The following is a 22,611-nucleotide window of genomic DNA, read 5'->3' on the forward strand; positions in this document are numbered from 1 at the left end:
TAAAAACTAACATTCATCTCATTGATGTGAATGCTCTATAAGCGCATACTTATCAAGCTAACTGTTTTATTCTTGTACTTTGTTGCCCCTTCAAACGCCCCTATTGACGAATAAAGAGACGCAAAGTGATCAGCTTTTGAGAAGCAATCCCTTGCTTAATCGGTAATTTATGACCCCGGCACCACTACCTGTTAACTGGAAAAGAAACCTGTTTGTCACCTGGTTAGGCTGCTTTTTAACCGGTGCAGCATTTAGTTTGATCATGCCATTCTTGCCACTGTATGTGGAGGAATTAGGGGTGAGCGGCCACCAGTCATTGAACATGTGGTCGGGTCTGGTGTTCAGTATTACGTTCCTGTTTTCAGCCATTGCCGCACCTTTCTGGGGTAGCCTTGCCGACCGTAAAGGCCGGAAAATCATGCTACTGCGATCGGCTCTCGGCATGGGGATTGTGATGGTGCTGATGGGGATGGCGCAGAATATTTGGCAGTTTTTGGCCTTACGCGCCCTGTTGGGGTTGTTGGGCGGATTTATTCCTAATGCCAACGCGCTGATTGCCACCCAAGTGCCGCGCAATAAAAGTGGCTGGGCGCTAGGTACACTCTCAACCGGCGGAGTCAGTGGCGCATTAATCGGGCCACTGATTGGTGGGCTGCTGGCAGATAATTATGGATTGCGACCGGTATTCTTTATTACCGCCGGGGTGTTATTCGCCTGCTTTGTTATGACCTGGTTCTATGTCAGAGAGCAGTTTGCTCCGGTGTTGAAAAAAGACATGCTCAATGGGCGGCAGGTATTTAACTCACTGAAAAACCCTAAGTTAATCCTTAGTCTGTTTGTCACCACCATGATCATTCAGATTGCGACCGGTTCGATTGCGCCCATCTTGACACTGTATGTACGTGAACTGGCCGGAGACATTCATAATCTGGCCTTTGTCAGTGGCATGATTGCCTCAGTACCCGGAGTAGCTGCATTAATAAGTGCACCTCGATTAGGCAAGCTGGGAGATAAAATCGGGCCAGAGCGCATTTTGATCGCCATGTTGGCATTATCTGTGCTGATTCTTATCCCGATGGCCTTTGTTCAAACCCCGCTACAACTGGGTATTTTGCGCTTTTTATTAGGTGCAACAGATGGTGCATTGTTGCCTGCAGTGCAAACCTTGCTAATTTATAACTGTACCAATCAGGTCGCGGGACGAATTTTCAGTTATAACCAATCATTCCGTGATGTAGGTAATGTCAGTGGCCCATTGCTCGGTGCGGCGGTATCTGCCAGCTATGGTTTTCGCGCGGTATTTTGTGTCACGGCGGGGGTCGTGCTGTTTAACGCCCTTTACTCTTACTGGTGTCTACAACGCCAACCATTAAAAGCTCAGCAGCGCGAAGTCCAACAGCGGCAAGATAGTTAACCCCACCGTACAGAAACCACGCATTATTCTTAATAAAAGCGCCTATGCTTGTGCGTTTTTTCAGCATAAAAGCCCCAAAAACACACATAATAACAGCGAAAAGAACCATCAGATTCAGTTTAAACTGATTGATAATTGTAATGCGTATCGACTTTTCATCTAAAAATACGATATAACCCCCGGTGGAAATTAAAAAATGACGTTATTATTGCGTTAAATTCTACTGTAACGCGTGTTAATTCAGACCACTGGCAACGCGCCAATGAGATAGCACTCGATGATAATTACACTCTAAATAATTCGAGTTGCAGGAAGGTGGCAATTGAGTAAACCTGCAGGGACTTACATCAGTAAGTGACTGGGGTGCGCGAAGGCGGCCACGCACATGCAACTTGAAGTATGACGGGTTTATTCGCTCATTTTAAGGCGATTCTATGGGAAGACTTTATGCAAACCTCTATTAACACCCCTGGCGGTCGTACGTTCTTTGGGCACCCTTATCCGCTCAGTGGACTATTTCTTTCCGAGATGTGGGAGCGTTTCTCGTTCTACGGCATCCGTCCTCTCTTAATTCTTTTTATGGCTGCCACCGTTTTTGATGGTGGTATGGGTCTGCCCCGCGAACAGGCTTCAGCTATCGTCGGGATTTTTGCCGGGAGTATGTATCTGGCAGCATTGCCCGGCGGTTGGTTAGCGGATAACTGGTTGGGCCAACAGCGCGCAGTTTGGTACGGCTCGATTCTGATTGCATTGGGACATCTGTCCATTGCCCTCTCGGCCTTCTTCGGCAATGACCTGTTCTTTGTCGGTTTGGTGTTTATTGTTCTGGGTACCGGCCTGTTCAAAACCTGTATCTCGGTTATGGTCGGCACCCTCTATAAGCCGGGTGATGCCCGTCGCGACGGTGGTTTCTCACTGTTCTATATGGGTATCAATATGGGGTCGTTTATCGCACCGCTACTCTCTGGCTGGTTGCTGCGTACTCACGGCTGGCATTGGGGCTTTGGTATTGGCGGGATTGGGATGCTGGTGGCATTACTTATCTTCCGTGGTTTTGCCATACCGGCCATGAAGCGCTATGACGCAGAAGTGGGTCTGGATTCAAGCTGGAATAAACCGACCAACCAGCGTCAGGGTGTCGGCAAATGGGTTACCGCCATTATGGCGGTGGTGGTAGTGATTATTGCGCTTATTTCACAGGGCGTTATCCCCATTAATCCGGTGATGATTGCCAGCTTGCTGGTGTATGTTATTGCCGCCTCCGTAACACTCTATTTTGTCTATCTGTTCGCTTTTGCCAAAATGAGCCGTAAAGATCGCGCCCGTTTATTGGTGTGTTTCATCCTGTTAGTCTCTGCGGCCTTCTTTTGGTCTGCCTTTGAACAGAAACCCACCTCATTTAACCTGTTTGCCAACGACTATACCGACCGTATGGTGATGGGTTTTGAAATCCCGACAGTCTGGTTCCAGTCAATTAATGCGCTGTTTATCATTCTGTTAGCACCGGTATTCAGTTGGGCGTGGCCAGCACTGGCGAAGAAAAAGATTCAACCCAGCAGTATCACTAAATTCGTGATTGGTATTTTATGTGCTGCGGCAGGTTTTGCCGTGATGATGTACGCCGCACAACATGTTCTCAGCAGCGGTGGCGCGGGTGTTTCACCATTGTGGTTGGTGATGAGTATTCTGCTGCTGACATTAGGCGAATTGTGCCTTAGCCCTATCGGGCTGGCGACGATGACCTTACTGGCACCAGACAGAATGCGCGGTCAAGTGATGGGGCTGTGGTTCTGCGCCAGTTCACTGGGCAATCTGGCAGCGGGCTTGATTGGGGGTCATGTTAAAGCGGATCAACTTGATATGCTGCCAACCCTGTTTGCCCGTTGCTCCATTGCATTGGTTATCTGTGCCGCGGTATTGATATTGCTTATCGTGCCTATTCGCCGGTTGATGAACAACACTCAGGGCCAGCAAACCGCCTGATAGCCAAGACTTAATCTGTCGCATTTCTCAACCCGCCCCAGTGGCGGGCTCAGAATTCGGACAAACCCCGATAACTCGATCTTGCAAGGTGAAGGCAGGCAGAGGAGTAAAGCGTCCGCGCCAGGGATGGCGCGGCTCGAGCCCCCAAGGATGGGTTTACGGCGTCTTTACGATCTGCCTGTTTTCCCCGATACGGGCACTTTCTCATTAACTTCAACCCGCCCCTGTAGCGGTTATTTTCATTCAGGATACCACCTGAACCTTACACAACCCACTCACGTTGCTGTAGCACCACTCGATAACCATCGATATCTTCAAAGGTTTTGCCGCTCACATCCCAATACGGGTTATAAGACGCCACCTGACAAAAACCCGCAGCACACATTTGCTGACACTGACTGTGCCATTGCTTCTCGTCTGGCAGATAAAATACTAATAGGTTATCCGACGTCGGCGCCCGCCCTACCTGAACACCACGATGATGAGTGAACTCCAGATGGTACACGTGATGTGGGTGTCCCAAAATGACACCGTCAAATCCCTGATGATCGGCAAAACTGCCTAGTTCAGAAAAACCCAGACCTCGGCAATACATCTCACTGATTAATTTAAGGTTATCAGTAGGCCTGGCGACGCGCATCACTGAGGTTGCTGGCAAAACAGATGAGTCGAGCGATTTGGCGGGTTGAGATGGCATCAGAGGTCACCTGCTGTTATTCATAGGGGCCGTGATGAGCGTCAATCGGCAGCATAAAGGTATCAACAATCATTGATAATGGGACATCAATAACCGTGACATATTTCCATGGCCCGGCGCGCATATCCCATTGCACACCGGGGTAATATTGGTGTCCATGCCCCTGTCCCGGCACGATGCGACTGATAATACTGCCGCAGCCGGATAACAACATAATCCCGGCCCCGAGGATGATAATGCGCATCAAGGAATGCCAGCGGTGGATCAAGGTAGACATGGATTCAATCGGCTCTTCATATTCACAGAAAATTTCATATTCACAGAAAAAATGGGCCATCCCTCAGCCCATTTTTCTATTTTGACCTACCCGCTATTTCGCGGCGGGGAGGGCCTTCAGATTATGCGCCAGTTGGCGATAATGGCCGTTCCAAATTGGGTACTGTTCCGGCTGCTGCCAAACTTGCTGGTGCAAGCGTGAAATCATGACCGGGTCGCTCAGCAATTCTAAGCGCTGCAATTTGGCCAATTTCTCCGGCCCTAACTGAAGCGCTTGTGCCACCCGCTCGGCACGATATTGTTCAATAATCGCACGCGTGTGATGACGAGCCGTTGCCATCGCGCTGACTAACGCGTTATAGGATGGGTTCATCACCGCATGGAAGAAACCGTCGCTGAGCGCTCGCTGATGGTTAAGTTTCAGATACTCTTCTGTCGCGACCAATTCCCTTGGCGGATTATATTCCTCAGGGATCAGGAATAATTTCGCCCGTTTGCTAGCCAATCCCAAGGTACGGCGGCTGGACAGAACCGAAACCACCGGAGATAAGATCAGCGAGAAAACGATGGGCGATAACCACCACAAGAAACGCAAATCCAGCCAGGCCACACCACTGGCCCAAACCACACCTAGCATCAACTGTGGCCCGTGGCGCACCATAGCTTCACTCCACGGCGTAGCATCATCATCGCGTTGCGGTGAATTCCACTGCACTGACCAGCCGAGGAAGGCACTCACCACAAAAACCGTGTGGAAAAGCATTCGAACCGGTGCCAGTAATACGGAGAACAGCATTTCCGCCAGCATTGACAGCAACAAACGAATCGGCCCACCGTACTCTTTCGACCCTTTGGCCCAGATAAGAATGATACTGAGTAACTTAGGCAAAAACAGCAGCACTAAAGTGGTGGAGAACAGACCAATCGCCAATTCCGGCCGCCACTGAGGCCATACCGGGAACAGCTGGCGCGGTTGCAGGAAGTACTGCGGCTCCATCAGAGTATGCACCGCTTGCAGCGCGGTACATAACACCAGGAACATAAACCACAACGGTGCTGATAAGTAGGACATAACGCCAGTAAGGAACACCGCCCGATGTACCGGATGCATCCCCTTAACCAGGAACAACCTAAAATTCATCAGGTTGCCGTGACACCAGCGGCGGTCACGTTTTAACTCATCAAGTAAGTTAGGCGGCAATTCTTCATAGCTGCCCGGCAGATCATAGGCAATCCACACACCCCATCCGGCACGGCGCATTAATGCCGCTTCGACAAAGTCATGAGAGAGAATGGCACCGGCGAATGAGCCTTCACCTGGCAATGGTGCCAGTGCACAGTGCTCGATAAACGGCTTCACCCTGATGATGGCGTTATGGCCCCAATAATGGGACTCGCCCAACTGCCAATAATGCAAACCGGCAGTGAACAGTGGACCATAAACACGGGTCGCAAATTGCTGGATTCGGGCATACAGCGTATCCATACCGGATGCTTTCGGTGCAGACTGAATGATCCCGGCATTCGGATTGGCTTCCATCAGCCGCACCAGCCCGGTCAAACACCCACCACTCATCACGCTGTCGGCATCCAGAATCACCATATAGCTATACTGGCTGCCCCAACGGCGGCAAAAGTCATCAATATTACCACTTTTGCGTTTTACCCGGCGGCGGCGGCGGCGATAGAAAATACGGCCATGCCCATCAACATCACGACACAATTCCAGCCAGGCTTTTTGCTCCGCCACACAGATATCAGGGTCATAACTGTCGCTTAGCACATAAATATCAAAGTGCTCAAGCTGCCCCGTGGCCGCTACCGACTCATAAGTCGCGCGCAAACCCGCAAATACTCGCTCCACGTCCTCATTACAAATAGGCATAATCAGCGCCGTCCGATGTGCCGGATTTAACGCTTCATCCCCTTTGATAGTGGAAGAAATGCTGTATTTATCTTTACCAATCAGTAATTGCAGGAACCCCATCAGCGCGGTCCAGAAGCCAGCGGAGACCCAACAAAACAGCACAGCGAACAAAATGAGAATGCCGGTTTGCAGTAAGTAAGGCAGCAACTGCATGACCGAAACCTGCCAGTTTTGTTTCCAAATTTCGAACGGATCGATTAATGCCCAGCCCTGATAAGGCAGAATGGTCTTCATATAGCTGGTCGCAATGGCGGTTTGCAACACAATCAATATCAGCAAGATATAGCGGCGCAGAGAACCGACGCTACGCCATTTTTTCTCGGCAAGAGCCTGTTCATGTGTTTGTGCACGTGAAACAGGGCTGCGGCCCAGTAATGAATCCCAAAAACGCCCAACTGGATTGGTACGCCAGGCCTGCGGTGCCATGCTGGTGCGTTTGATCGGTGGCGTGGCATGAATAACTGTGCGCCCTTCGTCGTCTTGCGCCAATAGCTTGCCATCATCCAACGCATCAGGCCATGCAGCTTGCAAACGGGCATTGACCGAAGCCAATGCACTGTCTTGCTCACTGAATTTTACACTGTCAGCAGTGCCAGCCGCCAATTGTTGATGAACCCGAGGGATCGCATCAGGTGTGCTGGTCAGCAGCAGATCCTCGGGTAAAGCATCGCGCAACGCCCCTTGCTGCTGCGCAGTCAGGGGCAAGTTGGCAATATAATCCTGTACAGGAGATTGATTTGACTTATTCATCGGCAGGTAGCTGATAGCTCCAGGTTTCAGTCAGGGTTTTATCGCCGTTAACCAGCGCAGCGCGCATTTCTATTGGTTTCTTGGCATCCTTAACTTTTAGCCGCAGTGTCAAACGCCAGCCTTTGGTCACTGGGTTGTAACGAACACTGTTTTCGATCAACTCACCGTTGTCATCGATACTGACCTGCGAAGCCAGTGGCGCATTTTCATCGAGTGATTTCAACACCGGGCCAACAAAATCAACCAGGAAAGCGACACTACCGTCTGGCTCACGAATCAGATTCGACTGTTTCACATCACCGGTTGAACGCAGAGTTTGTTTTACATAAGCCACATCTGGTGAATGTAATTTCTCTTCATCACGAGTGAAATGCAGACGGTAATTCAGATCAAGCGAAGTTTTAGCATCCGGCAGGACATCCGGAGTCCAGAACGCTACGATGTTATCGTTGGTTTCATCTGCCGTCGGAATTTCCACCAGCTCAACTTTACCTTTACCCCAATCGCCACGTGGTTCAACCCAGGCACTTGGCCGTAAATCGTAACGGTCGTCCAAATCCTCATATTGAGCGAATTCACGGCCACGTTGCAGCAAACCAAACCCTTTCGGATTTTCAATAGTATAAGTGCTGACTGACAAGTGTTTAGGATTGTTCAGTGGTCGCCAAATCCATTCACCATTACCAGCATGAATAGAAAGGCCGTTGGAATCATGCAACGCTGGGCGATAGTTCAGCACCGCAGATGGCTGGCTTGGGCCAAACAGGAACATACTGGTTAATGGTGCAATCCCAAGTTTCTCAACTTTATCGCGCAGAAAAACTTTCGCCTGCACATCAATAGTGGTGTCACGCCCCGGATAGATAATGAATTTATAAGCGCCAGTTGCACGCGGGGAATCCAGCAATGCATAGATAACTAAATGTTTATCATTAGGCTTTGGTCGTTCAATCCAGAACTCGCGAAAACGAGGGAACTCCTCACCGGAGGCCAATGCCGTATCAATTGCCAGCCCGCGCGCAGAAAGACCATAAACCTGGCCCTTACCAATCACACGAAAATAACTGGCGCCCAACATACTGACGATTTCGTCTTTTTTATCCGCTTTGTTAATGGGATATAGCACTTTGAAACCGGCAAAACCCAAGTTCTTCACTGACTCAGGATCATGCTTGACCGAGCCAAAGTTAAAATAGTCTGGACTATAATTGATAGGTTTCACACTGGTGGCCGTAACTTCATTGATTTGCACCGGTGTGTCGAAATACATCCCTTGGTGATAAAATTCTAACTTGAACGGCGTATCCAGTTTGTTCCAATACGATTTGTCATGGTTAAACTGAATCTGCTGGTAGTCGGCAAATTTCATTTCACGAAATTGTGATGGAAGATTACTTTTCGGCGCTTCGAAACTTTTCCCCGCCAGGGCTTGTGCCTGCTTAGCCACATCATCTAACGAGAAAGCCATGGCCTGAGAAGTGAATAATGACAGCAAGAGAGTGACCCCCAGCCATCTGACGCTGATCGCGCGTGACCCTTTTGACATTCTATTGACGTTCGACAAAATATTAACTCCCACATCTCCCCCTAAATCGCAACAGCCAAATTATTGACGGTTTATCCAGCAGGTCAAGCAGATAAATCCAGATTATTGTTTAACCTGAAGTGACACTGCGAGCTCATTGTTTAAACCAGTGGCTAAGCCACAAGCCAGCCTAAAATAGGCTATGGAAAATCATTAACCCTTATAGTAGTGTTTCTCGTCACACTGATCCATTGATAACGTATATAGTTACCAATGAATAATTACGATAATAAAACATTCTGGGAAAAATCGGATACATTATTCTAATTCCGAGAATAACTAGCGAATATGTATGAAAAAAAACACTAACCAACGGGAGTACTTTTTAGACGCCATCCGCGCCTATTTGATGTTACTCGGCATTCCTTTTCATCTTTCTCTTATATACTCCAACAATCATTGGGCGGTGAATAGCAGCCATCCTTCATTAGCATTTACCCTACTGAATGATTTTATCCATGCTTTTCGCATGCAGGTTTTTTTTGTTATTTCCGGCTATTTTTCGTTCATGTTGTATCAGCGCTATGAGCGCCGGCGCTGGCTTCAGGTGCGCCTGGAACGCGTGGTTATTCCTCTCGTTACCGCTATTCCACTCATTACTATCCCCCAATTCTTCTTACTTAAGAATTACACCAATAAATTACAAGATTGGGATTCATTTACAATTTATCAAAAAATAAATATTGCTATTTGGGAAGTTGTTTCTCATTTATGGTTTTTGTTAACGCTCGCATTGTTAACTGCCATCTGTTTTTATCTGTTTCAGAAAATGAAGAATAAACAGCATTCAATTCCTGCTCTGATAAAAGGAATGAATAACATAGGAAAAATCTCACTATCATTGTTTGTGTTTGTGTTCGTTTATTCGCTCATCCGGAGAGTAATATTTCTTCTTAACCCTGAAATACTTTTTAATAGCCTCTTCAATTTCTTTTTTATGGAAACACTGTTTTATCTGCCCTTCTTTCTTTTGGGGGCTTATAGCTTTATTTATCCACCACTCAAGCAGATATTCCTCACTTTCTCACCGGGTGCATTAGTGGCTTCAGTGCTATTGTTTGGCGCTTACTATTTAAATCAACATATTAATACTGCTGAGTTTTTTGCCTTTGAATTGGATCTCATCATCAAAGCATTAATCGGTGTGACCATGACCAACGTAGTCTATTCTCTTGGGCATCGATTACTCAACTACCCTTCTGCGCGGGTGACTTATCTGGTCAATGCCTCTCTTTTCATCTATCTGGTTCATCATCCTTTGACGTTAGTTTATGGTGCTTTCGTGACACCACAAATTGACAATAACGGACTGGGTTTCATACTAGGAATGGTCTTTGTTTGCCTGGTTTCGTTTATGTTGTATGAGGTACATCGCCGTATTCCTTTACTAAAATTCTTATTTTCAGGCAAGCCGCAGCAGCAAACGGCGTAATCAAAGTATTATCCAAATGAATAATGTTATTGCTAATCGATTGATTCATCCGCATACCGTTTTGGTCATAAAACCGCTACACTGTCAGGCCATCATGTGGATGCGGGATGGCAAATGCCTCACTGTGCGCTCTACTTTCAGAGCAACTATCCTGTTATACCCTAAGTAATTCGAGTTGCAGGAAGGCGGCAACTGAGTAAATCCCCAGGAGCTTACATAAGTAAGTGATTGGGGTGACCGAAGGCAGCCAACACACATGCAGCTTGAAGTATGACGGGTATATTCCTTATCAGGATTTGTTTCACTTGCAGTGACAACAAAAAGAGGAATTGTGATGAGTAAGCAAGAATCTATTGAGAATAATCCCACATCTGATACTACGCCAGTCACCGAGTTCAGCACCTTATTTGCTTTGGTGAGTCGCCTTAGCGGTGCACTGGATAGCGCGATCACCGGCAAAGATCGCAGTGTATTAGTCAATGAGCTTTCACAACTTTCTGTCAATAGTCTTCCTGAACAAGAAAAATCAGTGACGGCTGAAGCCCTGAAAAGAGCATTGGCAACACTAAAACGCGACTAGTTTTCATCCAACGCTCACCCTTGATTCCCCGCTGGGCAATGAAAGGTGAGCGAACTGGCCATACCTCTCTATCCTCTCCTATATACAACAGCTATAGCTTTGAGGTTAATGACAAAGTGTCTGTCATAGTGAACGTAAAGACGCCGTAAACCCTTCCCTGACGCGGACGCTTTACTCTTCTACCTACTTTCACCTTGCAAGATCGAGTCCTTAGGGTTTGTCAGCAGTCTGATAGTTTTATTTAACACATTGAATTAGGTCATCTCTTCCCATCGACACCTCTAAATCTGTGTATAATATTTCGGCCTATCCGCTTTTTCACATCAGGAGATCTCCCACATTGGACGCCATCACTATTAACAGCCTTTTTTTGATTGGCGCAGTGCTGGTGGGAGCCAGTATTTTACTGAGCTCACTCTCTTCACGATTGGGCATACCCATCTTGGTCATCTTTTTGGCCATTGGCATGTTGGCGGGCACCGATGGCATCGGTGGAATTGCCTTCGATAATTATCCTGTCGCGTATCTGGTCAGTAACCTGGCATTGGCCGTCATTCTGTTAGACGGCGGTATGCGTACCCGAGCATCCTCCTTTCGCGTCGCATTGTGGCCTGCCCTGTCGCTGGCAACCATAGGTGTGTTGATCACTGCCGGCCTGACCGGTTTGGCAGCAGCCTGGTTGTTTGATTTAGATATTATTCAGGGCTTATTGATTGGTGCAATCATAGGTTCAACCGATGCAGCAGCCGTTTTCTCACTGTTAGGCGGCAAAGGCCTCAACGAGCGGGTCAGTGCCACTCTGGAGATAGAATCAGGCAGTAACGACCCGATGGCCGTATTTCTGACCATTACTTTGATTTCTATGATTTCCGCCGGTGAATCCAGCCTGAGCTGGATGTTTTTGGTGCATCTAATTCAGCAATTTGGTTTGGGGATTATCATCGGGTTGGGTGGAGGTGGTTTGCTGTTGTCGCTTATCAACCGGATAGAATTACCCAGCGGTTTATACCCATTACTGGCAGTCAGTGGCGGTATTTTGGTGTTTTCACTCACCACCGCGATGAATGGCAGCGGTATTTTGGCGGTCTATCTCTGTGGATTGATGCTTGGCAACCGCCCCATCCGCAACCGCGCGGGTATTTTACAGACCTTCGATGGGTTAGCGTGGCTCAGTCAAATTGGCATGTTCCTGGTGTTGGGGTTATTGCTCAATCCAAGCGAGTTGTTGCCGATTGCCATTCCGGCATTGATTCTCTCTTTGTGGATGATTCTATTCGCCCGGCCACTGTCAGTGTTTATCGGCTTACTTCCCTTCCCCAGTTTTAATCTGCGCGAACGTATCTTTATTTCATGGGTCGGTTTACGCGGTGCTGTTCCGGTTATTCTGGCAGTATTCCCCATGATGGCCGGTATTCCCCATGCGAATTTATTCTTCAATGTCGCTTTTTTTGTTGTGCTGGTCTCACTGCTATTACAAGGCACCAGTTTGTCATTTGCTGCGCGCAAAACAAAATTGGTAGTGCCACCTGCTCTCGCTCCAGTGGCGCGTATTGGTTTAGACATTGATAAGAATAACCAGTGGGAACAGTTTATTTACCAACTCAGCTCCGATAAATGGTGTATCGGCGCAGCGTTGCGTGATTTAAAAATGCCGCAGGAAACCCGTATTGCGGCACTGTTTCGAGGTAAAGACTTATTACATCCCAACGGTAATACCCGCCTGAAAGAAGGCGACATTTTGTGCGTTATAGGTCAGGAACACCACCTGCCCACATTAGGAAAACTATTTAGTCAGTCACCCAGTATCCAGTTGGATGAGCGCTTCTTTGGTGACTTTATTCTCGATGCAGATGCAAAACTTGACGATATCTCCCAGATTTATGGCCTTAATCTGGAACAGGGAATCGATAAGCAGCAAACTCTCGGTCAGTTCGTGCTCTATCTCTTCGGTGGTGAACCGGTTATTGGTGACCAGATAGAGTGGGATGGACTGACGTGGACCATTGCCGAAATGGAATCTGACCGCGTGAGCCGGGTCGGGGTTAAAATAGTGACCGATAAGGCCTGATAATTACAGTATTCATTATTACCAGATGGGTGTGCTAACCAATATTTATTTACCCGATTAGCACACCACTATTACCACCCAGATATCTGGTACAACCACAATATCTAACTTCTGCCCTGCTTAATTCTGTTAACTAACACAATACCCACACATACCAACACCAGTGCAATAGCATTTTTCCATTCCAAAATACTTTCATTCAGGAAAATAGCCGATAACACCGCGCCAGAAACCGGGATAAGGAAATTGAATGGGGCCACCATGCCGACCCGATTATATTTAAGCAGTAAACTCCAAAGTGCAAAAGCTGCCGACGATAACAGCACCAGATAGGCCAGTAGTAATAAAGCCTGCCAACCAAAATCACTCAAATGTCCGCCAAACAGATAACCGCCCAGCGTTAAAACCAGACCACCAATGGCTAACTGATAGCCGGTCATTACAGTGGTATCCATGGTTTGCGAAATACGTTTACCATAAATACTGGCGGCAGATAGGATGAAAGCGGCCAACACAACACAGCCCTCTCCCATCAGGGAAAAATTGAAGTCCATCAAGTCTGAGCCAAAATTGACCACCATGACACCGGCAAACCCCAAAGCACATCCAATGATTTTATTGAAAGTCAGTCGGTCATTTTTATAAATATAATGCGCCAACAGGACACTGAAAAATGTACCGGTCGCATTCATGATGGAGCCTTTAACACCAGTGGTGTATGCCAGGCCAATATAGAAAAAGACGTACTGCAATGTTGTCTGTGTAAGTCCTAAAATAGCAATTTGCTTATATTGGCCCTTCTTAAGGCGACCAATAGCCTTACCGCTGGCTACAGCAAAAAGTAGTAATACCAAACCTGCCAATAAAAAACGATACCCGGCAAACACCATTTTGCTCGGAATATCATCAGCTGCAATATGGAACAGTGCATAGCCATTTTTTATGGCGGGATAGGCACTGCCCCAGAGCAGGCAACAAAACGTTGCGACGAGGAAAACAAATTTTTTATTAGTAAACAGCGGAGGACTCCGGTCCACGTCAACATCCTTTTTAGAGAAGAAATGAAACATTGTTTCGTTATAACCATTTATTGTATAAAAATCCTGTTTAATGTCACTTTTCTCCTAAAAAGATCCCGACAATTCTATTGCCTCGCACCTATAGCTTATCGTGATCCAAAAATCTTTAAACACGACCCTCTGTTTGTATAATAAACGTACAATACAGGGAGAGTGGGTATGTTATTACTCCACTCACTAAGTCTCGTTCAATGTTTGCACTCATAGATAGAGATCGTGTACGATGTTGTTTTAATTAAATAACTTTGGTTTTTATTATGTTAAAACTCTTTAACGTAAATTTTAATAATATGCCTGAAAGGAAGTTAGATGAGATCTTCTCACTTAGAAAAATAACATTTAAAGATCGACTGGACTGGAAAGTAACCTGCATTGATGGCAAAGAAAGCGACCAATATGATGATGAGAACACTAATTATATATTAGGAACAATAGACGATACTATTGTTTGCAGTGTTCGATTTATTGATATGAAATATCCAACCATGATTACAGGACCATTCGCACCTTACTTTTCTGATGTGAACTTACCTATTGATGGTTTTATTGAATCCAGCCGATTCTTTGTTGAAAAAACATTAGCAAGAGATCTGGTAGGCAATAACAGCTCCCTCAGTACAATACTGTTTCTTGCTATGGTGAATTACGCCAGAGATCGTGGGCATAAAGGGATACTCACGGTAGTCAGCCGAGGAATGTTTATACTACTGAAACGCTCGGGTTGGAATATTACGGTATTGAACCAAGGTGAGTCAGAGAAAAATGAAGTTATTTATCTTTTACACCTGGGTATTGATAATAATAGTCAACAACAACTGATAAATATAATATTAAAAATACATCAGGTTGAACCAACTACTCTCGAAACCTGGCCAATGATTGTCCCTGGTATTATTAAACAGGTTTAATTAATTTCAATTCTATGCCAAGCCTTATTGCATGCTTGGCATTTAAAACGCCCAACTTTCTAACAACATTGCCAATATGGAATTTAACTGTACTTCTTTTTATTCCCAATATAATTGAAATTTCGGCATAGGTTTTACCGACACTGGCCCAGTATAGAATTTCATTTTCCCTTGGCGAGAATATGTATCGTTGTTCTATCTGTATGTTCCGATTATCATTCTTATCATTGTTACTCTGGTAAAGACCTAACATCTTTTCATGTGTGAAGATAAGTAACATTTGAATTTTTTCTTTATTTATTTCAATGCGTTCATCAAAAGAGATGCTGTCGTCGCTTACATTGGAAATATTTAACGTTGCCATATTATTACTATTATCATGGAGCACAAAAGTGTAACCATTAACAATATTATATTCTCTGGCCAACTTAAATACTGCAGAGTCCGTTGATTTTTTATTGATGACAGAGTTATCGTCCCAGGAAAAGGGGGCAACTTTGTCTTTCGCCGTCAAAATAACAGGATCAATAAGATGATAACTGTTCTTTTTATATTTTTTTACCCACTCTAATGGGTAATTAGAAATGATTGTGGGATGCAGAGGGGTTTTCTTATTCATGACTAAATAAGAATAACGAAGATCACCATAGGCCTTTATTCTGCGTTGAATATAGTTCTTTATGTCTTCATTAATACTTTCGTTATCAAAATAGTCAATTATCATAATAGGCCAATTCTACTCTATGTATAATATAACAATACAATTTTATCGCATTGTTTTCAATAGAAAATGCGGTATAACATACCCTCACAAACATTTCTTATATAAAATTGATGCCCGATAACAGAAAACCTAGACCAAAGTATAGTTTAGATAACTAGACCTAAGGCTAGCTATTATTATACCCCTATGTTAATTAAACTGTTTTTGCTTTATAGAATTCGTTTTAAATATACAAGAGCTAGTATCTTAGCGCAGTAGCGTCAAGAAAGTTAGTCTACAAAGAATATATTTTCGCCAACACCAGGGCACTTCTCACCGTTCATCAAGAACAATTCCACCCTGCCATCTGGATGGCTTTACATTCAGATGGCTATCAATCCCGTGCATAGTTCCATCACCTTCGTATTACCCTATCTGATTCTTATGGCTTGCAAGTCACCTTGTTGGACAACTTAGGCAACTCTAACGATATGAACACAACTTGATTCTGGCCTTGCTGCTCTAATGCCAATTACCCCACTTCACCACTTATAAAGAACATGAATTTCAATAAAAGCATAAAAAATATTCTTTAAAGACATATAAACATTAAACATATTAATGTAATTTTGATAAACTTGACTTAAGTCATGTCAGTAACCTAAATTAATCGTATGATAAATAAACGGTTATAATGTTTCCCTGGTGTTGGCCGAATTGGCATCCCTTACCAAATGAGATTGGTAAGGGTTTTTTTTGCCTGATATGTGGGCCTGGCCCTGGTTTTCCAGGATAACTGCTGCTCCACTCGCGGTGAGGTGAGGTAAAAGTACTTATCTAAAATAGGGTTATTATCTAACCCAACTAATATGTCAAAATGCTCCATTAACTGAGCAGAATTCATATTATCGGCCTAAAAAGGAATAAGGAATCGTGACCACTGCAGATATCAAGCCACAATCGCTCACCAAAAGCCGTGTTTTAGCTGCCGCAAGAACCTGTTTTGCTAAAGATGGTTTCCACGGCGCATCAATGAAAAGTATCTGTAAAGCCTGCGATATGAGTCCCGGCACCCTTTATCACCATTTCCCCAGTAAAGAAGCCTTAATTCAAGAAATCATCCTGGAAGATCAGAGCCGAGCCTTTGCGCGCTTCGCAGAGGAGACATTAGGCGATAATATTGTCCAGAAAACTATCGACAATATGATTGCAGTGTTAGAAGAGGATCGTACCCAACGTTCATTGGTGTTGGAAATTATGGCTGAAGGAATGCGCAACCCCGTGGTCGCCGCTATGTTACATCGCAAATACGACGCCATTATCGAGTTGATAATATCCCATCTGAAAATCAGCCAGCAACAAAGCATTATCGGCCCAGATGTCGATTTGAACGCGGCCTCCGGATTACTGTTATCACTGACTTACGGCATACTCGCAGATACCAATCTGAGTACAAATACCACACCAGAGCAACTGAGAACAACGCTCACAGCAATGATGAATGGTCTGCTGAATATCAAATAATTCAATTTGTTAGGTGCTAATTTCAGTATCTTTTTTTTACGAACACAACTAGAACGAACGTTCGATTGGGTATTTTGCATTCAATGTCAACCTACGTATTTCACGGTCGTGACCTGTCGCGTCTTTCCGGTGATTGAGAATTAACTTTTATGATCCACACAGCACTCTGAGACTGACCCGTTATCGCTCCTACCCGCTGCATGATATTTGTTAAACCAATTAGACCAATTTGGTTTACCTGATGACAAATTGGTTAACCAGTTTGTCATTTCATCAACGGAACGGAGTAAATAACTGATGTTACGTCCTGTAGAAAACCGAGCTAGAGAGATCAAAACGCTGGATGGTTTATGGTCCTTTGTCGTTGATACCCAAAATAAAGGGTTATCTGAACAGTGGTGGCGTGAACCCTTGGCTGATAGCCGCTCAATTGCCGTGCCCGGTAGTTTTAACGAGCAATTTGCCGATGCGGATATTCGCCAGCATGTGGGAAATGTCTGGTATCAACGGACAGTTACCATTCCGAATGGCTGGGACAAACGTAGAGTCGTGTTACGTTTTGATGCCGTGACACATTACGGCAAAGTTTGGGTTAACGACCATGAAGTGATGGAGCATCAGGGCGGGTATACCCCGTTTGAACAAGATATCAGTTCCCTGATTAAACCCGGCGAAACCATTCGAATTACTGTCTGTGTCAATAATGAACTGAACTGGCAAACCATTCCGCCGGGCATGATTGTTGAAGATGATCAAGGAAAACGTGAGCAACTCTATTTCCATGACTTTTTCAACTACGCTGGCATCCACCGCAGTGTAATGCTGTATACCACACCGCAGAATTTCATCAGTGATATTCATGTGGTAACTGAGCTTTCAGCCGATCACCATCAGGCCAATGTGTTATATCAGGTCACTGCACCAGACAGCGTCAGCGTCACCCTGAAAGATCACAATGGTGAAATTGTCGCACAAAGTAACGGTGCACAAGGTAATTTGTCAGTAGAAAATCCGACTTTATGGCAACCAGGTGTAGGCTATCTTTATACCCTCACAGTGACCAATGCTAGTACTGGGCAGGCAGATGAATACCCTCTTCGCGTGGGTATCCGCACGGTAAAAGTAGTAGGTGAACAGTTCCTTATCAATGACGAACCTTTCTATTTCACTGGTTTTGGCCGTCATGAAGATGCCGATATCCGCGGCAAAGGTTTTGATAATGCGTTGATGGTCCACGACCATGCTCTCATGAAATGGATTGGCGCTAACTCTTACCGTACGTCGCACTATCCTTATGCCGAAGAGATGTTGGAATGGGCAGATGAGAACGGAATCGTCATCATTAATGAAACACCTGCGGTCGGTTTGAACTTGGCGCTAGGCTTTAATTTTGATGTGACCCAGAAACCAGCAAATTTATTCTCCGAAGAAGCCATTAATGGGCAAACCCAACAAGCACATTTGCAGTCCATTAAGGAACTGATTGCCAGAGATAAAAATCACCCTTCAGTGGTGATGTGGAGTATTGCCAACGAGCCAGATGCTAACCCACAAGGGGCACGTGATTATTTTGCCCCACTGGCAGAAGCAACACGAAAACTGGACCCTACCCGCCCTATTACCTGTGTTAACGTGATGTTCTGTACGCCAGAAACTGACACTATTACTGACCTGTTTGATGTTGTTTGTTTGAACCGCTATTTCGGTTGGTATATGCAATCTGGAAATTTAGCAAAAGCCGAACGCGCGCTGGAAAAAGAATTACGCGCCTGGCAAGAAAAACTGCATCGTCCAATTATTATTACGGAATATGGTGCGGATACACTTGCCGGTCTGCACTCGATATATCACGAAATGTGGAGTGAAGAATTCCAGAATCAATTCCTTGAAATGTATCACCGGGTATTCGACCGCGTCAGTGCCGTGGTGGGTGAACATGTATGGAACTTTGCCGACTTTGCCACCTCGCAAAATATTATTCGAGTAGGTGGCAATAAAAAAGGCATCTTTACCCGCGATAGAAAACCTAAATCTTCAGCATTCGTATTACGTGAACGCTGGACTTCGGAACAACCCTTTAAAAAGCCGCGTATCACGGAGTAATATAAAATGAAGAATAGCCTCACATGGAAAAACATTGTGGGCTATGGTTTAGGCGATGTTGCTAACAACTTCGCCTTTGCTATGGGCGCTATGTTTTTATTAAATTACTATACCGATACTGCGGGAATTAATGCCGCAGTAGCGGGAACTATGTTATTACTTGTCAGGGTGTTTGATGCTGTTGCTGATGTGATTGTTGGCCGTGTTGTCGACAGTACCCAAACTCGTTGGGGTAAATTCCGCCCCTTCATTTTATTTGGTGCAGTCCCACTGATGACATTCAGCGTTTTGGTTTTCTCAGTTCCATCATTCCTTAATGATAGCTATAAAATATTCTATATTTATTTAACTTATATGGGGTTGGGTGTCGCTTATTCCTTGGTGAATATTCCCTACGGTTCATTATCAACAGCCATGACGCAACACCCTGAGGAACGTGCGAAATTAGGTGCCGCCCGTACTATCATGGCCTCATTAACCTATACGCTACTGGCATTTGTCATTGCTCCGGCAATTAATGATACCAGTGGCCATCATCAGGCAACTTACACAACTTATACTATTGGTTTGGCCATCGTTGGCGTAGCGTTATATTGGATCTGTTTTGCTTCCACCCAGGAAAACATTACTCGGGTAGTCAAGCAGCCCTCAATGAAACTCAGTATGAAGACGGTGAAAAGCAACAAACCACTATTAATCCTTTGTATCGTGGCTATTTTCACCCTGACAGGTACATTCTCATTAAGCGCTGCTGGCCTGTATTATGTGCGTTATATCCTCAATGACATGAGCTATTTCAGTACACTGATTTTTATTCAAACCTTCCTCGGTGCTATTTTAGCAGCCCCGCTGGTTCCCAAAATGGTGAAAAGCTACGGCAAGAAAACGACTTTTATTATTGGTACTATTATAGCTTCCGTCAGTTATCTTATTTTGTTCTTTTTCCTCGACAAATCTGTCTATACCGCATTCGCTCTGTTTGCCTGTGCATCATTCGGGGCCAGCCTATGCATGACTGTCATGTGGGCGCTCGAAGCAGATACCGTAGAATATGGCGAATATAAAACCGGCATCCGAATAGAAGGGTTAACTTATTCACTATTTTCATTCACCCGCAAATGCGGTCAGGCGCTGGGTGGTTCACTACCGGCATTTATTCTGGTTGCCTCCGGTTACGTTTCAAATCAAGTACAAACACCTGAAACGATTACTGGAATAAAACTGGCGGTAGCCATAGTTCCTGCGTTATGTATGTTTCTGGCCTTTTTAGGAATGTGTTTATATCCACTCACAGAAAGACGTTATCAAGAAATTGTCAGTGAAATAAATAAACGCAAAGCTAATAGCGAAGAATTCCTGGATTCCTTACATGAGATAAATATCTACCGTAAAAAAACCGAATAACACTCTATTTTGGATAATAAATACCAATGAAAAAAATTCCGATAAATATTATATTGTCTGGGGTCGTTTTCTTATTATCTTATCAAGTGGTAGCAGCTTCTTTTTATGATGAAGAAGATGCATTAAGATTGCGGTTAAGGAATGATTTCCGTCGCGCAGAAAGAGCCAGCGCAGGTAGTGAAAAAGATATTTATGCTTGGGTGCAAGGTGCAGCACTAGAATATAACAGCCGTTATTATCAAGATCTTATTGGTGTGGATATTGGTGGTTTTTACGTTTATAAATTAGGTGCTCGCGATAATTGGAGTACCCGTTGGTATCTCGACGGGCATGATAGTTTTGGCCGTTATACTGCGGCGTTGAAATTAAAGTTTTCAGAAAAACTATCAATTAAAGCAGGTAGAATGGTCACCGACTCGCTTTATAGTGGTCAGGAAGATCTACCGATTATTAATGCATCATCTCAACGCACCGTTCCAACATTGTCCGATGCTGTATTAATGAAATACAGTATCGATAAGAATTACGATATTTATGCGATGTACCGCTATGGTGTATATTATTATTCCGATGTCGCGGAAGGTGTTCACCGAACCGGCCCAATAGATCCAACCAATTATCAGCACAATCTTTTTCGTCCACAATATATAACGTCACTGGTATTTCATGATTCATGTCATTATTACGCCACCAGTGGCTCATGGCAGGAAGATGTCGCCATGCAGTTAATGGCTAAAACCGCAACATGCTTGCCACTTGATTCGGGGCGAAAAGATAAGTTTAAAGCTGAATTTACCGCTTTTTATGCCAATCTGGATGGGATAACTGCTGCGTTAGATGGGCCGAAGGACACCTCATTACTCAGTGGGCAACTTAGCTATATCCACCCTGCTGGCTCATTATTTTTGGGGATAGGAAAAACAGGAGGTAAATTAAACCGGCTTGCGGGGATTGATACTGATCTGGGATACCCTTTTGATCTCAGTATCGACCGTAATCATAGCGATATGTGGTCTTATCAATTAGGAGCAACACTTAATCTACCCGGCAATTCTTTTATTGGTATTGCCGAAACCTTAACCAATGGCTATGAGACCTATCAACATGATGTACAGATACGTGGTGCTGGCACGAACCTGCTTTTTGGCTGGCAAGCTGCTCAAGGGAAATTACAGGGGCTAAAAGTATTTGTCGCACTTAACCGTGCTCGGGAACATCGTAATGGCAGCGTATTGGGTGATCGCTTGGATTACTACGATAGCAAAGTGAATATTCAGTATGATTTTATAATGAAATAAACGTTTGGTGTATCACTGGCAATTTTATGATGCGGCTTCCGAATCGGGTCATCATATCGCCCCCTCGGAAGCTGCTATTAGTGCCGATGTTGTTATTCGAAGAAGCGGCAATCTAATGAGACAATCCAGTTAGCTCTGCTAGAGATAGTTGACATCACGGATAAAACGAATGATATGAGGTTATGCGCTAAAAAATAGGAAATACTATATGAGAAGATGGCGGAGGAGGAGAGATTCGAACTCTCGAACGGTTTCCCGTCGACGGTTTTCAAGACCGTTGCCTTCAGCCACTCGGCCACCCCTCCGCAACGAGCCGAACTATAAACAGACCACCGCCGCTTGTAAAGCTCGTTTGTGTTTAATCGGCTAAAAAGACATCATCTGATTATTGAATGCTGAATTAATCATCATGATGATGACTCACTGTACAATAGCCCTTTGCTAAAGTCTTTAGCCCATCTCCCCCATGGGGCTTCAGACTTGTTTGGGATACAGACAAATGTTTGCTAAATTAGCAGCCGTTTGATTGATAGGATAACTGAGGTTGTATGTTGGAGTTTGAAGGACGCACGATTGAAACCGACGCGCAGGGTTACCTGAAAAACAGCGCTGACTGGAGCGAAGCTCTGGCCCCAATACTGGCTGAACAAGAGAGTATCACACTCACCGAACCTCACTGGGAAGTGGTACGTTTTGTGCGTGCATTTTATCAGGAATTCAATACGTCACCGGCAATCCGTATGCTGGTTAAAGCTATGGCGCAGAAATACGGTGAAGAAAAAGGCAATAGCCGCTATCTCTATCGTCTATTCCCTAAAGGGCCGGCAAAACAGGCCACAAAAATTGCCGGATTGCCCAAGCCGGTGAAATGTATTTAATA

Annotated in this window: 17 protein-coding genes and 1 tRNA gene; 11 read left to right on the forward strand and 7 right to left on the reverse strand. The window is 45.0% G+C overall.

From position 1 onward, the window contains the following. Positions 1-169 precede the first annotated feature (169 nt). On the forward strand, positions 170-1,414 hold the full coding sequence (gene mdtG, locus FTB31_RS02505) for a multidrug efflux MFS transporter MdtG (protein ID WP_050078774.1): 1,245 nt from the start codon (positions 170-172) through the stop codon (positions 1,412-1,414). 447 nt (positions 1,415-1,861) lie between these two features. Further along, positions 1,862-3,397, forward strand: a complete 1,536-nt coding sequence (locus tag FTB31_RS02510) for a peptide MFS transporter (protein WP_227731074.1) — start codon at positions 1,862-1,864, stop codon at positions 3,395-3,397. A 262-nt stretch (positions 3,398-3,659) separates the two neighbouring features. Here the strand turns inward: FTB31_RS02510 and FTB31_RS02515 are convergent, their stop codons facing one another. From FTB31_RS02515 to FTB31_RS02530, 4 genes are all read right to left on the reverse strand, one after another. Beyond that, positions 3,660-4,094, reverse strand: a complete 435-nt coding sequence (locus tag FTB31_RS02515) for a VOC family protein (protein WP_227731075.1) — start codon at positions 4,092-4,094, stop codon at positions 3,660-3,662. Between the two features lie 16 nt (positions 4,095-4,110). Further along, positions 4,111-4,371 (reverse strand): YceK/YidQ family lipoprotein, encoded by a 261-nt coding sequence (locus FTB31_RS02520; protein WP_032901839.1) that lies wholly within the window; start codon positions 4,369-4,371, stop codon positions 4,111-4,113. Positions 4,372-4,464: 93 nt separating this feature from the next. Continuing rightward, positions 4,465-7,047 (reverse strand): glucans biosynthesis glucosyltransferase MdoH, encoded by a 2,583-nt coding sequence (gene mdoH, locus FTB31_RS02525; protein ID WP_227731076.1) that lies wholly within the window; start codon positions 7,045-7,047, stop codon positions 4,465-4,467. Further along, complete coding sequence (locus tag FTB31_RS02530) at positions 7,040-8,593, reverse strand: glucan biosynthesis protein G (RefSeq protein WP_050078770.1); 1,554 nt, start codon at positions 8,591-8,593, stop codon at positions 7,040-7,042. The genes mdoH and FTB31_RS02530 overlap by 8 nt, the downstream gene beginning before the upstream one ends. A 331-nt stretch (positions 8,594-8,924) precedes the next feature. Here FTB31_RS02530 and mdoC point away from each other — a divergent pair, with 331 nt between their 5' ends. The 3 genes from mdoC (at position 8,925) to FTB31_RS02545 (ending at position 12,712) form a co-directional block, all read left to right on the forward strand. Continuing rightward, positions 8,925-10,064: a glucans biosynthesis protein MdoC gene (gene mdoC, locus FTB31_RS02535; RefSeq protein WP_077173915.1), complete on the forward strand. Its 1,140-nt coding sequence runs from the start codon at positions 8,925-8,927 to the stop codon at positions 10,062-10,064. Positions 10,065-10,398: 334 nt separating this feature from the next. Then, positions 10,399-10,644, forward strand: a complete 246-nt coding sequence (locus FTB31_RS02540) for a hypothetical protein (RefSeq protein WP_077294842.1) — start codon at positions 10,399-10,401, stop codon at positions 10,642-10,644. 340 nt (positions 10,645-10,984) lie between these two features. Continuing rightward, the gene (locus tag FTB31_RS02545) at positions 10,985-12,712 is read left to right on the forward strand and encodes a potassium/proton antiporter (protein WP_077173914.1); all 1,728 of its coding nucleotides are present in this window, start codon (positions 10,985-10,987) and stop codon (positions 12,710-12,712) included. A gap of 104 nt (positions 12,713-12,816) precedes the next feature. Here FTB31_RS02545 and FTB31_RS02550 read toward each other — a convergent pair whose 3' ends face one another. Further along, the gene (locus FTB31_RS02550) at positions 12,817-13,749 is read right to left on the reverse strand and encodes a DMT family transporter (protein ID WP_050078105.1); all 933 of its coding nucleotides are present in this window, start codon (positions 13,747-13,749) and stop codon (positions 12,817-12,819) included. A 299-nt stretch (positions 13,750-14,048) separates the two neighbouring features. Here FTB31_RS02550 and FTB31_RS02555 point away from each other — a divergent pair, with 299 nt between their 5' ends. Continuing rightward, complete coding sequence (locus tag FTB31_RS02555) at positions 14,049-14,699, forward strand: acyl-homoserine-lactone synthase (RefSeq protein ID WP_227731077.1); 651 nt, start codon at positions 14,049-14,051, stop codon at positions 14,697-14,699. Here FTB31_RS02555 and yenR read toward each other — a convergent pair. Beyond that, positions 14,686-15,423 (reverse strand): LuxR family transcriptional regulator YenR, encoded by a 738-nt coding sequence (gene yenR / locus FTB31_RS02560; protein WP_050078107.1) that lies wholly within the window; start codon positions 15,421-15,423, stop codon positions 14,686-14,688. The two genes, FTB31_RS02555 and yenR, sit on opposite strands and share 14 nt — an antisense overlap. 912 nt (positions 15,424-16,335) lie before the next feature. On the opposite strand from yenR, the gene FTB31_RS02565 reads away from it, so the two are divergent. The 4 genes from FTB31_RS02565 to FTB31_RS02580 all read left to right on the forward strand — a co-directional run bounded on the left by FTB31_RS02565 (position 16,336) and on the right by FTB31_RS02580 (position 21,731). Beyond that, positions 16,336-16,926 (forward strand): TetR/AcrR family transcriptional regulator, encoded by a 591-nt coding sequence (locus FTB31_RS02565; RefSeq protein ID WP_050078109.1) that lies wholly within the window; start codon positions 16,336-16,338, stop codon positions 16,924-16,926. A gap of 297 nt (positions 16,927-17,223) precedes the next feature. Continuing rightward, positions 17,224-19,029 carry a beta-glucuronidase gene (gene uidA, locus FTB31_RS02570; RefSeq protein WP_050078110.1) on the forward strand — a complete coding sequence of 602 codons (1,806 nt, stop codon included), beginning with the start codon at positions 17,224-17,226 and terminating at the stop codon, positions 19,027-19,029. A gap of 6 nt (positions 19,030-19,035) precedes the next feature. Next, positions 19,036-20,433, forward strand: a complete 1,398-nt coding sequence (uidB, locus tag FTB31_RS02575) for a glucuronide transporter (protein ID WP_050078112.1) — start codon at positions 19,036-19,038, stop codon at positions 20,431-20,433. Between the two features lie 26 nt (positions 20,434-20,459). Further along, positions 20,460-21,731, forward strand: a complete 1,272-nt coding sequence (locus tag FTB31_RS02580; protein WP_227720156.1) for an OprD family outer membrane porin — start codon at positions 20,460-20,462, stop codon at positions 21,729-21,731. A 217-nt stretch (positions 21,732-21,948) separates the two neighbouring features. On the opposite strand, the gene FTB31_RS02585 is transcribed toward FTB31_RS02580, so the two are convergent. Further along, positions 21,949-22,036, reverse strand: a tRNA-Ser gene (locus tag FTB31_RS02585). Positions 22,037-22,279: 243 nt separating this feature from the next. Between FTB31_RS02585 and tusE the strand changes: the two genes are divergently transcribed. Next, the gene (gene tusE, locus FTB31_RS02590) at positions 22,280-22,609 is read left to right on the forward strand and encodes a sulfurtransferase TusE (protein ID WP_077173908.1); all 330 of its coding nucleotides are present in this window, start codon (positions 22,280-22,282) and stop codon (positions 22,607-22,609) included. Positions 22,610-22,611: the final 2 nt, after the last annotated feature.

It is taken from the genome of Yersinia proxima, from assembly GCF_902170785.1.
GTDB classification, from domain to species: Bacteria; Pseudomonadota; Gammaproteobacteria; order Enterobacterales; family Enterobacteriaceae; genus Yersinia; species Yersinia proxima.